This window comes from Mesorhizobium sp. M7A.F.Ca.ET.027.02.1.1 (assembly GCF_004022985.1).
Classification (GTDB): domain Bacteria; phylum Pseudomonadota; class Alphaproteobacteria; order Rhizobiales; family Rhizobiaceae; genus Mesorhizobium.
Map to the genome: position 1 here is coordinate 1 of NZ_RZOL01000172.1, position 12,560 is coordinate 12,560.

13 protein-coding genes, 1 tRNA gene and 3 pseudogenes are annotated in these 12,560 nt (G+C 59.5%); 9 read left to right on the forward strand and 8 right to left on the reverse strand.

The genetic code is table 11. The features are described 5' to 3' along the window. The 4 genes from EN749_RS19180 to EN749_RS19195 all read right to left on the reverse strand — a co-directional run. Positions 1-300 (reverse strand): hypothetical protein (locus EN749_RS19180; protein ID WP_128363723.1); only part of this gene is annotated, 300 nt, incomplete at its 3' end. Between the two features lie 182 nt (positions 301-482). After that, positions 483-788, reverse strand: coding sequence for a BA14K family protein (locus EN749_RS19185; RefSeq protein WP_127268086.1), 306 nt, complete (start codon positions 786-788; stop codon positions 483-485). A gap of 578 nt (positions 789-1,366) precedes the next feature. Then, positions 1,367-1,579, reverse strand: coding sequence for a hypothetical protein (locus EN749_RS19190; RefSeq protein WP_127396883.1), 213 nt, complete (start codon positions 1,577-1,579; stop codon positions 1,367-1,369). A 230-nt stretch (positions 1,580-1,809) separates the two neighbouring features. After that, entirely contained in the window at positions 1,810-1,977 is a 168-nt protein-coding gene (locus tag EN749_RS19195) for a hypothetical protein (protein WP_127268088.1), read from the reverse strand. A 155-nt stretch (positions 1,978-2,132) separates the two neighbouring features. Here EN749_RS19195 and EN749_RS19200 point away from each other — a divergent pair. Both EN749_RS19200 and EN749_RS19205 read left to right on the forward strand, forming a co-directional pair. Further along, positions 2,133-2,208 (forward strand) — tRNA-Thr (locus EN749_RS19200). A gap of 458 nt (positions 2,209-2,666) precedes the next feature. Then, positions 2,667-3,320 carry an outer membrane beta-barrel protein gene (locus EN749_RS19205; protein ID WP_127321675.1) on the forward strand — a complete coding sequence of 218 codons (654 nt, stop codon included), beginning with the start codon at positions 2,667-2,669 and terminating at the stop codon, positions 3,318-3,320. Positions 3,321-3,457: 137 nt separating this feature from the next. Here EN749_RS19205 and EN749_RS38870 read toward each other — a convergent pair. Both EN749_RS38870 and EN749_RS19215 read right to left on the reverse strand, forming a co-directional pair. Then, positions 3,458-3,744, reverse strand: a pseudogene (locus tag EN749_RS38870) (hypothetical protein). A gap of 221 nt (positions 3,745-3,965) precedes the next feature. Beyond that, on the reverse strand, positions 3,966-4,619 hold the full coding sequence (locus EN749_RS19215) for an outer membrane protein (protein WP_128363724.1): 654 nt from the start codon (positions 4,617-4,619) through the stop codon (positions 3,966-3,968). A gap of 331 nt (positions 4,620-4,950) precedes the next feature. On the opposite strand from EN749_RS19215, the gene EN749_RS19220 reads away from it, so the two are divergent. The 4 genes and pseudogenes from EN749_RS19220 to EN749_RS19245 all read left to right on the forward strand — a co-directional run bounded on the left by EN749_RS19220 (position 4,951) and on the right by EN749_RS19245 (position 8,510). Continuing rightward, a complete protein-coding gene (locus EN749_RS19220) occupies positions 4,951-5,334 on the forward strand; it encodes a hypothetical protein (protein WP_127810306.1) in 384 nt (127 codons plus the stop codon). A 616-nt stretch (positions 5,335-5,950) separates the two neighbouring features. Further along, positions 5,951-6,655 (forward strand): Crp/Fnr family transcriptional regulator, encoded by a 705-nt coding sequence (locus tag EN749_RS19225; RefSeq protein WP_127810305.1) that lies wholly within the window; start codon positions 5,951-5,953, stop codon positions 6,653-6,655. 1,300 nt (positions 6,656-7,955) lie between these two features. Beyond that, positions 7,956-8,248 (forward strand): annotated as a pseudogene (locus tag EN749_RS19240) (DUF1236 domain-containing protein). Between the two features lie 76 nt (positions 8,249-8,324). Further along, complete coding sequence (locus tag EN749_RS19245) at positions 8,325-8,510, forward strand: hypothetical protein (RefSeq protein ID WP_189367594.1); 186 nt, start codon at positions 8,325-8,327, stop codon at positions 8,508-8,510. A 187-nt stretch (positions 8,511-8,697) separates the two neighbouring features. On the opposite strand, the gene EN749_RS19255 is transcribed toward EN749_RS19245, so the two are convergent. Both EN749_RS19255 and EN749_RS19260 read right to left on the reverse strand, forming a co-directional pair. Next, entirely contained in the window at positions 8,698-9,267 is a 570-nt protein-coding gene (locus EN749_RS19255; protein ID WP_128363725.1) for a DUF2569 family protein, read from the reverse strand. A gap of 125 nt (positions 9,268-9,392) precedes the next feature. Further along, positions 9,393-10,007: a TetR/AcrR family transcriptional regulator gene (locus EN749_RS19260; protein WP_127396424.1), complete on the reverse strand. Its 615-nt coding sequence runs from the start codon at positions 10,005-10,007 to the stop codon at positions 9,393-9,395. A 92-nt stretch (positions 10,008-10,099) separates the two neighbouring features. Here EN749_RS19260 and EN749_RS19265 point away from each other — a divergent pair, with 92 nt between their 5' ends. The 3 genes and pseudogenes from EN749_RS19265 to EN749_RS19275 all read left to right on the forward strand — a co-directional run. After that, positions 10,100-11,179: a spermidine/putrescine ABC transporter substrate-binding protein gene (locus EN749_RS19265; protein ID WP_128363726.1), complete on the forward strand. Its 1,080-nt coding sequence runs from the start codon at positions 10,100-10,102 to the stop codon at positions 11,177-11,179. A gap of 13 nt (positions 11,180-11,192) precedes the next feature. Continuing rightward, entirely contained in the window at positions 11,193-12,095 is a 903-nt protein-coding gene (locus tag EN749_RS19270) for an ABC transporter permease (protein WP_128363727.1), read from the forward strand. Between the two features lies 1 nt (position 12,096). Then, positions 12,097-12,560, forward strand: a pseudogene (locus EN749_RS19275) (ABC transporter permease); the annotation flags it as partial.

Genomic DNA, 12,560 nt, shown 5'->3' on the forward strand with positions numbered 1-12,560 from the left:
CATGCCGACGCCGCAGGCGGTGAATATCAGGCCGGCCATGAAGATGCGGTTGGCATGTTCATAGATGCGCCGCTGCAGGCATTTCGTGTCGAGCAGCAGCGAGAGCGCCCGCATCTGCAAGGCAATGCCGGCCAGGATCGGCAGGACGGCGACAAGATGGTAGGTCTGCCAGGGGATCGGGTTGGCGGCCCAATGCGTGATGAAGCCCAGCGAAAACGCCAGCAGGATGCCGACGGCGGTGACGGTGCCGTTGCGGAAAACCGTTTCGACCAGGTCTTCCCTGGGGTCCTGCTCGTCCAAAGGTCTCTCCCCGCGTTTCGCGGTCAGAATAGACGCTCGGAAAATCTCTGTACACCGCCCGGTCTGCCGCCCGGCCCAATCCTTTCTGCGCTGAATCGGCCGATGGAGCACGCACCGCTACCATTCCGAGAACAGAAGAGGGGCACGCATGGGCCCCTCTGTTGCTGAAACGGTCCTCCCCTCTAAAGACGGCAATAGTGGCGGTAACCGTCGCGGCCGAGATAAGTATCGGAGTCCGCGTCGTAGCTGGCGTAACGATCGTAGCAGCGGCGGACATGCCACGAGCCGCCGCCTTCGTCGACATAGACGGTGCGCGGCTGGGCGAGCAGGCTGCCGAGGACAAAGCCGCCGACGCCGGCCGCAATGCCGATGCCGAGGCCGTGATTGTGGTGATGGCTGTGAGCGGCCGAAGGCTGCACGGTGCCGGCCAGCGTGGCTGCGGCGACGGCGGTGGCGATAAGGCCGGAAACGAGTGTGTTCTTGAACATGACGATCTCCTTGCTTCATTGACCGAGGCGATCCATCCGCCTCTTGATCATCTGTCGTCGCAGCCAGGAAAAAGGTTCGAATCTTTTGTCGATCTTCTGGGACCGAAGGTCTTTGTGACGGCGACGGGAAGAGGTTGGCGAGAACATTGACGATGCAGATCTCCCCGATGGACGTCTACGCTATGCACATACCTTCTGATCTGCCCGATGCCTGATTACCACGTGGTTCCCCCAATCCGTCGCTGCTTCGCAGCGCCACCTTTCCCCCCTCCGGAGGGAAAGGAAAGGAGCGTTGCTGGACGAGCGTTAACGGCAAAAGCTTGGCGCCTTTCCTCTACCCCGTCGATCGGGGGAGAGGTGGCTCGGCGAAGCCGAGACGGAGTGGGGGTCGACCAGCGCCGCAAAAGGCAATGCATGCGCCAAGCTGCCATGCACCCTATCGCCAAAGACCAGTTGTTTGGAAATGTGTGCATGCCGTAGCTTGCGGGCGAGATCGCTAGCTTTGCCCGCCCTACTTCGCAACGCCAACGCAAAAAGGGCGGCCGAAGCCGCCCTCTTGGGAGAACTGGGTCCCTCCATCAAAGGAAAATGATCACCCTGCCGTGCCTGTGGTGATGGTTGTGGTGGTGGTTGTAGTGCTTCCACCAGAACTTCTTGAAGTGCTTCTTGTGATGGTGGTTGTGATGATGGCCGTGCATGCCGTGGGCGGACGACGTGCCGACAGTGCCGGCGAGCGCGCCGGTGGCGACGAAAATGGCGACGAGGCCTGAGGTAAGAGTGCGCTTGAACATGATGATCTCCTGGATCCTTGATCGAGGCGACCCATTCGCCTCTAACCATCAGTCGGCGCGGCGCGGCAAAAGGTTCGATAGGTCGAGGAGATTTTTTGTGGGGCCTTTGGCCCAAGCGAATAGTGAATAGCGAATAGCGAGTAGGAAAAGGCAGGAACGCCACTTACCAATCGCTACGTTGCCGTTCCCTATTCGCTATTCGCTATTCGCTACTCACTATTCGCTCTCTCTCACCCCATCCCCGTGACATGGCGCAGCCAGAACGCCAGCGCGATGAAGCCGATGATGGTGGTGACGCCGGTCCAGTCGACATTGGCCTTCTTCACATCGCTGATGATTTTCACCAGCAGCATCCAGGCCACGAAGATGATCGGGAGAATGATGACTAATCTGATCATGCCACACCCCTGCGCAAAGCGATTGCACCTCCCCTAGATGTAGGAAGCAATCTAGCGGTTTTCAGGATGCTCTCGTCGACGGGCCACGCGGCATGCCGGGAAAAAACGGAGTTTTGTCTTTACTGGCGCAACAAATATGCTAACCGGAGCGCCGTGCCCTTGTAGCTCAGCTGGTAGAGCAGCGGTTTTGTAAACCGAAGGTCGGCGGTTCGATTCCGTCCGGGGGCACCAGCAAAAGTGCGGCAATTGAGTAAATTCAGACAGTTAATCTATTGTCATCGAGTTCGATCCGCCGCCTGATCCACGTTGGAAATCATGCACTTACCCGCGAGAATATCCGCCCCGGAGCATCACCATGTGGAAAGCCCGCCACCGTGCGGCGGCGGGATTTATTGAAGATTAGAACGGCACCTTCCACGCTCCGCTCTCGAATTTCTGGATAATGCCCGCGTCGAAACCTGACTGCCATTCCTCGCCGGCGTTGAGTTTCATTCCAGAGGTTGTGGCGGCGCCGGTGTTCGGCCGCGGAAGTCCGGAGCTCCTCGCGGGATGCCTGTTTGCACCGGCCTTCCTGATACCTAGTCGCCGAATTCAGGCGCAGCAACTTAGTCTACAGGTGTGACTTCCTAGCTACATACAAAGTTGCAGGCTCATCGATATAAAGCGCTTGGCGATTTGATGGGGATTTCATGAAAGCTTTTTTGCTCGCTTCATTCGTTGCGCTTTCGGCGGCTCCGGCCATCGCTGCCGATATGATGACCGCTCCTGTCGACACCCCTGAATGGACTTGGCAAGGGCCATACGCCGGCGTGTTCGGCGCCGGAACGTTGGAACATTACAAGATCTATGAGCCGGGCGCCCAGGCTGGCGCAACGCACAACGTCGGCTCGGCCGCGGTCGGCGGCTTTGCAGGCTATAACTTCCAATCCGGCAAGATTGTCTATGGCGTTGAAGGCGAGCTTGGCTACCGCTTTAAGAAGAACACCTTCGACGATATTCCAGGCCCAGGCGTTCTCGACGCCTCCACAGGTTTGTTCGGATCCGTAAAGGGTCGCGTTGGCATGGACATCGGAGCCTACATGCCGTTTGTCACGGCTGGTGTAACCGCCGCAAAGCTGAAGACGTTCTATCCAGGTGGAAACGCCGAGCGGGATGCAACTTTGGTCGGTGGTATTGTTGGAGCAGGCATCGACGTCGCTCTCACACACAACGTGTTCTTGCGAGGCGAATACGACTTCTCCTTCTTCGGCAAGAAGTCGCTTGAATATTGCGGCGGCGGATGCACGCTGGAACACACGCTTCAGACGCACGATTTCCGCGTCGGCATCGCGATGAAATTCTAACTGTTCAGCGCGTCTCCGACGTTGACGCGCTCCGCAGGAATAGCAAGACCAAGGTCCAGCTTGTGAATGGCATTCCGCGGGCGCAATGTCGCCAAGAACCCGACGGCCAGGGGCCTGGATCGCAAATAGTTCGCGGTTCAGGCCCTTCGTCCGTTCCGGACAATGCTATGGGGCTCTTCTGCCGGGTGCTCCGGCCCTTGTCGTGCTGGGCCGGTCAAGTTCCACCTGATGAACGTAGCATCCTTCCCGGTGACTTCCCGCACCGCCTTTAACAGCACCTCATGCAGGACGCGCTCTTTCTGTAATGGTCGCAATGCGGCGATATGAACGGCTTGATGATGCTCAGGTGCAGCGCTTCCGCCGCCACGAGAAAGCGCTCGATTTCAGCCTGTGATAACCGCTTCGAAGGTTTTGACCGAGCCATTGCGACACCTTTTAAGAGTCGCCTCACCCGAGGACAATATTCCTACTTTCCTCAAGGCATGTAAAGCGGTCCACGCCCAAAGCCACCACTAAGACAGGAACCAGGCGGGAGACGCCGTCCCAGGGATGCGACGACGCATTGCCGAGATATTTCCCTGTTGTTGCGCAAAGAAAAAGGCCGTCGCGGTTGGGCGGCAGGCTCTCTCTATGGCCTTCAGTGGCCTAGAATTTGTAGGCGATGCCGAAGCGAACCTCATTGATCTTCAGATCAACATTACCATTCGGCAATGATTCAGTGCCGAAATCAGTAAAGCGATACTCGGCGCGCAGCAGAAGATTGTCGGTCATGGCGTAGTCCAAGCCCGCGCCTATCGTCCATCCAGTAAATGTGTCTCCGAAAGAACCTGAGACGGTATTACTGCTTGCGTCGATGCCGCCAAATGCAACGCCACCCGCGACATAGGGAAGCAAGCGATCAACGGCATATCCCAGTCGAAGTCTTGCCGCCCCACTCCACTTAAGTTCCTCGATCCCGATGCCGCCCGGAAATGGGAGACCGGGAGCGGCGAATATTTGGCCGCTGCCATCAACATTCGCATATACGACGTCCAGTTCCGCACCAATGACGATATTGTTCGGCATCTGGTAGTTGTAACCGGCGTAGACACCTCCAAGGAACCCGTCAGGATCTGTCTCAATGAAGCCCGGGCCGTTGGCCTGCCGTATATTTCCATCACCCCGAGCGTAGCCTGCCTGAAGACCGATATACCCACCTGTCCAGCTGAAAACCGGGGCGACTTCTTCGACCATGGCATCGGCAGCGAACGCCGACGAAGCCAGCAGAGACAACGACAAACCAAGAAGCAGCTTCTTCATAGGTGATCCCCTGTAACCCACCCTCTCGTAGCAGAGCGCGCCGATATGTGCCGTTGTATTTCCGCCACATTGGACCCTGATCCAAAACTGGGGTCAGCGCGCTTGACGAGATTGTATTGGCGAGAATCTTGCGTGCCGACCTTGCCTATGAGCGAGCAGCAAATGCTGGTCTTGCTCGAACAGCTTGCTCACGCCCGAATGCTCGTTAGAGACGTCCACGATCCGCAGCCCTCTGCACGCCGCCCTTGCGTATCAAACCGTACGTTGAATCCTTCTTGGGTCGCGCGCGAAAAGAGAGTAAATAAATCCCTTCGCAGGAAGGGAGGCCGCGATGGTTGAAACGCATATAGACGTCGCACGCGCGGCTATAGAAACCAGCTTTCGGTTGCGGCACCATTCCCTGGCCGGAACCGCCTCATTCCGCCACGGCATGGACCACTCCCGACTGGCAATCGAGGCCTCGCGCGAACTGCTCAAGCGCCTTCGCCAACGTCACTGCGATGACCTGGCCCGAGGTTGGGAAGATCCGGACCCAGATCCTGTTGCCGTCTCGGCCTTCGATGCCGACATTCTCCGCTCTGCATTTCGAAACCTGGTCCGGGAAACAGGCGTTCCCGAGTGTGAATGGCGCCACCTGGCTGAAAGCTTGGTCCGCGAATATGTCGGGTGCGAGCAGGTTGACGCAGGCTTGTTGGACTGGATTACCCACAAGTAGTCACCGCTTGGATAAATCGCGTACCGACGCAAAACAGCCCGTCCCGCCCACATTGCCGGTGACACGAAACGGGCTGCGGAAGCCGGCATGCGGCGCTTCCTGCAATCCAACTTTGGACGCGCCCGGATGTTCCGTTAGCTTCTGCTGAAAAGCGGGTACATCCTGTTGCTGTGGCCATTCGACAGTCGCTGGTAGAGTAGACCCGCCGCTCCATTTGCGAAGCGACGGGCTCTCGCCCACCCCATACCTGTCAGAGCAATTTAGATGCCAAATTGTTTGACCCGTTATGGAGCACAGCCTTCGCGTTGCCAGTCGGTCCTGCCAGTCGCCTTCTCGTCGCTCTACCTCGACATCGATAACCATGCACATCATGCCGGCGTTGGCCGCGATCACGAAATTGTCGGATTCGTACGAAGCAGAGTTCTGTACGATTCCAACCCTTTAACTTTGCACACCCCTGTTTTGTAATTCGGCGGCTGGGGGACGCCGTGCATCAGGTCGCATTTCACTGTCAATCGCGCGCCAGTGGGCGTATCTTCTCTAAATCGTCTGCACGTGTTTACGGGCGCGGACGGCAGGGAGATTGGAAAGCTCTTGCCCCAAGCGGGATTGAGCTATGACCAATCAAGAGAACGATTCCTATAAAAACCAATTGTTGCGTCGGCTTAACCCTGGTGACCTGGGGCTTTTGCAGCCACACCTTGAACTGTGTGACCTCGAGCTGAAAATGACCTTGGAGAAAGCCGATTCGGAGATCGAGACGGTTTACTTCCTGGAAGACGGCATTGCCTCTGTGGTCGCGGCGGCTTCAGGTAAGGAGGCCGAGGTAGGTCTTGTCGGCTTTGAGGGAATGACCGGTGCCGCGCTCGTGATGGGCGCTGACTATGCGGCGCATCAATGTTACATTCAGTCGCCCGGCAGCGCTTTCAGGATCGGAGCCGAGCCCTTCAAGGAGGCTCTTGCGAACAGCCCAACGTTGCGCCTGTTCCTGTTGCGCTATGTCCACTACTTCCACATCCAGACCAGCTATACGGCCCTGATCAACGCAAAATCAAACCTTGAAGAGCGGTTGGCGCGCTGGCTTCTAATGTGTGACGATCGGGTCCACGGCGAACGCCTTGCGATCACCCACGAGTTTCTCGCCATCATGCTTGGAGCAAGACGCCCAGGGGTTACCGTTGGACTGCAAGTGCTGGAAGGGCGCGGTTTCATCTATTCTCGACGAGGCGAAGTGCATATCAGGGACCGCAGCGGCCTTGCGGCTTGCGCAAACGGCACCTACGGCAAACCGGAGGCCGAGTATGCGCGGCTGGTTGGATGAGAGCGCCTTCCCAGCATGCCGGACGTGGACCACTATAATAGGTGGTTCCAGACACTTGTGCCTCGCGCCAGCAAAACAGCCCGTCCCCATATTGCCGATACAGGAAACGGGGTGCGGAAGCCGCGATGCGATGCTCCCGCAATTCAACTTTGGACGCGCATGGATGTTGCGTTAGCTTCCGCTGACATGCTGCAGTCAGCTACCGCGACACCGAAAGTCGTTCATATCCCGTGGGTCAGTACAAGGTAAATAGCGGGCACTAACATCAACCAGCCGCCCATTCCTAGAACCACCAAAATGGCCATGCGCTCTGTTCGCCTGACAAGGTCGGCAATGTTTTCCTCGTCCGGCAACGAGACGGCGTCCGCAAACCCCGCGGCATGGTCGTTGTCATTTCCCGGTTGGTTTGCGCTGCCACTCGCATTCAATCTTTGGACCAATGTCATTGTTATCGTTCACCAAAAAAAATCCCAACCGGCCCGTTCTCGGCGCGCGAGCCGGAACGGGCCAAGGCGGAAAACTAGTTAAAATCGAAGGACGACCGAAGGTCCCCGTCGGCGGTAGCACCGGACGCGACGGCGGCCATGCCGCCAGTAACTGCGGCAAACCCGTCTCCAGCCTCGCCGGCGGCGGCGGTGGGGACGGTGGTGCCAGTCCCGATGGTAGACTTGCTGCACTTCTGCCTGTGCATCTTCGTCAAAGGTCGCTGTTTGTGGCGTCTCAAGTTCATCGAGGATGCCGCGTCCGGCTCCTGGAACACCCGCCACTGCGTCGATTGGGCGGACAGCGCTTGCAAGGGCCGCTGCCCCGGCAACACCAAACATTGCAGTCAAGAAGGATCGCCGATCCATAATAAACCTCCCAAGGTACCTGAGCTAAAAAGAGCGCGCTGCCGAATGAGCAGCCCAGGGCACGGTGAAATACAGGACCCGCCAGCCGCCGAAGCGGCTCACGGGTCCTATCAGCGCAGGAAGGGACGTAGCCGCGCCGATCCACGTCATGTCAGCCAAGGACTATCCCGATCACCAGGAAGGTGATGGCTGTTGCCAAAATCGGTGCGAGCAACCATCGCGCCTGTCCGACACTTTTTTCCACTGTTTCTCTCCGCGTTTGCAGAGACAACAACCTTTAGGCCTAAGCCGTTCCGCCTACTCCCAACGGGTAAGACCATTGCGTTTGCCAATCAGACTTTGGTCCTGCGCAGGTTCAGCCAGAAGCCCGTATGAGGAACGTTTGGCCTGGCGACGTGTTCGGGTGGCCAGCCGATCGTGCTGCCGCCAGTTACAAGAGGAGAAAAACAATGAGGATGCACCTAAGCAGCGCCGCTGCGGCGCTCTTGCTGTTGGCCAGCGTCGGCGCGGTTGCGGCACAGGATGTGGTTGTCACACAGGAACAGGACACCGTCGTGCGCGAATACGTGAAGAAGCAACCCTTGGCTTCTGTGAAGCTTCCGGGGGTGGAGTTGAACGTCGGCACGGCTCTGCCAGACACGGTCGAGCTCCACGAGGTCCCCAACGTCAAATACCGCTGGTCGACAACCGAACGGTTCTGGTGGACCCGAGCACACGCAAGATTGTGAAAGTCTACGACTGAAACTTCGAACCGGCCACGCCCGCCGGCAGGGATGGCGGCGGGGTGTGCTCGTCAAACCGCCGCTGAAATCGGACAAATGAAAATGATGAGCCCTGAAGTCGAGACGTCGCAAGCGCTCGTGGCGCGCCTGGCTGATCTCCAGGCGAAAGCGCGGGCTGCACGTATAAACGAGGCCGAAATAAAGACCTTCCAAAAGCTCGCAGCCGTCACGGACGACAGTGCGGTCATTCGGCTCGGGATTTGGCCGTTCCAGGTTCGATGACGACATAGTGGTGCACGAGGTCACACCCTGATCGCCGCCGCCAAAATCCAGTTCTGCCTGCGGATCGCCGCGCGCAGCTCCGGGTATCTTCGCCGCGTCGCGCTTCACGAACTCGATGAACATCATGTCATTGAAGATCAGTTCGTCGAGCCCCGATGCTCCAAAATATCCCAAATTGGGCTGCCTTCTATGACGCGCTCGCAACCTGGGCGGATGCCCCAATCCTGGTGAACGTGTTTCGCACCCTGACAGACTTGTAGACGTAGGCGACCCAGAGCCCTGTCACCACAAACGAGACTATGGGGGCCACCAGCGCATCGCCTGCGAGCACCAGGCTCACCGGAACGCCCAGAACTGACGCAACCCAGATCGCGTCCAGGATAAACACGACGGGAATCGCCAGCCACTGGAGCAGAAACAATTGCGGAAAGCGGCGGCTACGCCGCAGCATCGAAACGAGCACAACCAGCTGAAGCGCCAGAAATGCCAGATTAAGGGCAACCTCGCCATACACCGCCAGCGGCCCGTTCGAGAGGGTCATGAGTTGCTGATAGCCGTCGGCCGAATTGGCGAAGTCGGCAAGCGTCCGCAATGGTGACACTGCCTGACCGATAGCCAGCAGCATCAGCCAGCCGCCGAAGCCCACAAGAGCCTCAGGATTCTGTGACGGCTTCGCGGCTGATCGAACGGCAAGGAAAACAGGCACGCCGATCAACAGCAGCAAGATCGCCCAATGCCAGACTGAAAACGTCCCCATTTACCCCTCCCCCTATTTATGCCCTCCTAGGTTGTACCAGATTTCAAACGCAACTCAAGAGGCGACCCGCGTCTGAAACCAGGTCTATGCGGAAGCGACGCTTTCTCCTGCCTGCTCCTGACGTGTCACACCCCAATCGCCGCCACCAATATCCTATTCTGCCTCCGTATCGCCGCGCGCAGTTCCGGTATCTTCGCCGCGTCACGCTTCACGAATTCGATGAACATCATGTTCATGTTGTTGAAGATCAGTTCGCCGAGCGCTGCACCGTCGATGTCCTGGCGCACCAGGCCAATCTCCTGCAGCCGGGCGATCAGGGCGCGGATCTGTTCGGTCAGGGCGCGGTCGAGCGCGGTGTAGGCCTGGCCGAACGGGCTGTCGGGCAGTTGCGTCGAGATTGCCATCGCCTGCCGCCACATCTCCTTGCTGAGATAGTGCAGCGAGTGCTCGATATAGATGCCGACCAGCGTGTCCAGCGCGTCGCCGACATTGGCCGGCGGCTTGGCGACGACGCCTTGCCCGGCATTCAGCACCTCGTTGACCTCCAGCGAGACGATGGCGCCGAGGATGTCGCCCTTGTTCTCGTAGTAGTTGTAGATCGTCCCGACAGAGACCTCGGCCTGCGCGGCGATCGCCTCGATCTTGGCGCCTTCGTAGCCGGCCTCGCGAAACAGTTCGGCCGCCGCCTCGATGATACGCCGGTGCCGGTCCGCCTTTTGCCTAGCCCGCAATCCGCTCATTCCCAGCCTCTTGCCATAAAAACAGAATTGACTCAATTTTAGAATTGGTTCAATTTTTTGCAAGAAGCCACAAAGGCAAGGGAGAACACTCGATGTCACACACAGCCAGCAATCCGCTTTCCATCCTGAAGACCCGTTTGCGCACAGCTGCCGCAGCCGCGGCGCTGCTGCTTTCGACGAGCGCGCAGGCCGCCGATCTCAACGCGCTGATCTGGTGCGATCATGCCGATCCGGCCTTGCTGCAGCCTTTCGAGGAGGCCAATGGCGTCAAGGTCAACGTCAAGGAATTCGAGGGCACCGGCGCCGGCCTCGCCATCGTCGAGCAGTCGCAGCCCGGCGACTGGGATGTGATGGTGATCGACAGCATCGACGTGCCGCGCGGCGTCGAGAAGGGACTGTTCGAGCAGTTGCCGGAAGACAAACTGCCGCTGGCCGACCTGTTCCCGCAGGTGAAGATGGACGGCTCCACCGTGGTCGGCGGCAAGCGCTACGGCATCACCGAAAAGTTCGGCTACAACACGATCGGCTACAACAAGACCAAGGTCGATCCGGCCGACATGCAGTCGATGGCAGCACTCACCGGCGACAAGTACAAGGGCAAGGTCGCCATCTACGACTACTACCTGCCGGTCATCGGCATGGCGGCATTGGCGATCGGCAAGAAGACGGCCGATCTCACCGAAGCCGACCTGCCCGCCCTCAAGGACGAGCTCTTGAAGATGAAGGCCAATGCCAAGCTGGTCGGCGAAGTGACCGCCAGCCAGACGGCGCTTGCGACCGGCGAGGTCGACATATTGGTCGGCGGCGGCGAATGGGTGACGGCGGGCCTGGCCAAGGAAAACCCGGCGCTGGACTTCTCGGTCCCCAAGGAGGGTGCGATTCTCTGGTCGCAGTCGCTGGCCATGTTCAAGGATTCCAAGAACAAGGACATGGCGCTGAAGTTTATCCAGTACATTATGAGCCCGGAAGGCCAGGCGCGCCTTGCCACCTCCTCCTGCTATTGGGGCATGCCGGCCAACACCAAGGCCGCACTCACCGACGACCAGAAGAAGGTTTTGCGCTTCGACGAGCAGCCGGGCTTCCTGGCGCGCGCCCAGGCCTATCCGGCGCCGAACGCCGATCTCGACAAGAAGATGCAGGATATGTGGACCGAAATGCTGCAGACGAAATGAGCCGATAGCGCTCATGAGCAGCTCGGCAAACAACGGACGTGCCCTGCCCCGGGCGGGCTCTGCTCTGCCCCGGGCGGCCCTGCCCCGGGCGGGCTCTGCTCTGCCCTGGGCGCTGGTCACGCCGGCGCTCGGCTGGACGCTGCTGTTCTTCGTGCTGCCCTTCATCGCCATGGGGTTTTCCAGCCTGACGGCGCATGAGGGCGGCGGCTTCACGGCGTCCAACTACAGCCAGTTCTTCACCAACCCGTCCTACTGGCAGGCGATGGTGAACTCGCTGCAGGTGACCGCGATCGTCACCGTGATCTCGGTGCTGCTCGCCTATCCATTTGCCTGGATCCTCGCCGAACAGGTTCCGGAGCGCTGGCAGCGGCTGGCACTGATGCTGGCCGTGCTGCCGTTCTGGACCTCCTATGTCGTGCGCTCCTACTCGTGGCTGCTGGTGCTGGCGCAGAACGGCGTCGTCAACCGGGCGCTGACCGGCTCTGGCCTATTCAGCGAGCCGCTGCAACTCGCCAACACGCGTTTCGCCACCGTCACCGGCTTCGTGCACTTCTTCGTCATGCTGTTGACGCTGACCATCTTTGCCAACCTCAAGCAGTTGAGCCCGAGCTACCGCAAGGCGGCCGCCGATCTCGGCGCCGGGCCGGTGCGCACCTTCCTGCATGTCGTGCTGCCGCTGACCTTGCCCGGCATCATGGTCGGAGCCTTCCTGACCTTCGTGCTGTGCATCGGCGATTACATCACGCCGCAGATCCTGGGCGGCAACAACGAGCTACTGATGCCGCAGCTGGTGATGATGCAGATCGGCAGGCGCGGCGATTTTCCGCTGGCCTCCGCACTGTCGATCATCCTGATGGCGGTGGTCACATCAGCCTATCTCGCCTGCGCGCGCTGGCTGAAGATCGAGCGGGCCTGAGATGCGCCGGATTGTCCGCATCGCCTCCTGGCTCTACGCGCTCGCCGTCTACGGCTTCATCTTCCTGCCGGTCGTCGTGCTGGTGCTGTTTTCGCTGCAGGCGACGTCGTTCCCGATCCCGCCCTTCACCGGCCCGTCGCTGCGCTGGTACGATGCGGTTCTTTCGGACACGCGGCTGACCTCGGCGCTGGTCAACTCGCTGCTGGTGGCATCCATCTCCTCGCTCGCAGCCGTCACGCTCGGCTTTCTCTCCGCCTGGGGCTTTGCCCGCTTCGTCCTGCCTGGCTCCGGCCTGCTGCGCGGGCTGATCACCCTGCCGCTGACGGTCAGCTATCTCATCATCGGGATGGGGCTGCTGGTGCTGTTCAACTGGGCCGGCGTGCCGAAATCGCTGCTTGCCGCCGGCATCGGCCATGTCGTGATCAACCTGCCGCTGTGCTTTGCCATCATCTACAGCCAGATGGG

Excerpts from the sequence above, each read along its gene's own strand:
- EN749_RS19185 (WP_127268086.1), bottom strand. The coding sequence starts at position 788 with ATGTTCAAGAACACACTCGTTTCCGGCCTTATCGCCACCGCCGTCGCC.
- EN749_RS19190 (WP_127396883.1), bottom strand. The coding sequence starts at position 1,579 with ATGTTCAAGCGCACTCTTACCTCAGGCCTCGTCGCCATTTTCGTCGCC.
- EN749_RS19195 (WP_127268088.1), bottom strand. The coding sequence starts at position 1,977 with ATGATCAGATTAGTCATCATTCTCCCGATCATCTTCGTGGCCTGGATG.
- EN749_RS19205 (WP_127321675.1), top strand. The coding sequence starts at position 2,667 with ATGAAAGCTTTTTTGCTCGCTTCATTCGTTGCGCTTTCGGCGGCTCCG.
- EN749_RS19215 (WP_128363724.1), bottom strand. The coding sequence starts at position 4,619 with ATGAAGAAGCTGCTTCTTGGTTTGTCGTTGTCTCTGCTGGCTTCGTCG.
- EN749_RS19220 (WP_127810306.1), top strand. The coding sequence starts at position 4,951 with ATGGTTGAAACGCATATAGACGTCGCACGCGCGGCTATAGAAACCAGC.
- EN749_RS19225 (WP_127810305.1), top strand. The coding sequence starts at position 5,951 with ATGACCAATCAAGAGAACGATTCCTATAAAAACCAATTGTTGCGTCGG.
- EN749_RS19245 (WP_189367594.1), top strand. The coding sequence starts at position 8,325 with ATGAAAATGATGAGCCCTGAAGTCGAGACGTCGCAAGCGCTCGTGGCG.
- EN749_RS19255 (WP_128363725.1), bottom strand. The coding sequence starts at position 9,267 with ATGGGGACGTTTTCAGTCTGGCATTGGGCGATCTTGCTGCTGTTGATC.
- EN749_RS19260 (WP_127396424.1), bottom strand. The coding sequence starts at position 10,007 with ATGAGCGGATTGCGGGCTAGGCAAAAGGCGGACCGGCACCGGCGTATC.
- EN749_RS19265 (WP_128363726.1), top strand. The coding sequence starts at position 10,100 with ATGTCACACACAGCCAGCAATCCGCTTTCCATCCTGAAGACCCGTTTG.
- EN749_RS19270 (WP_128363727.1), top strand. The coding sequence starts at position 11,193 with ATGAGCAGCTCGGCAAACAACGGACGTGCCCTGCCCCGGGCGGGCTCT.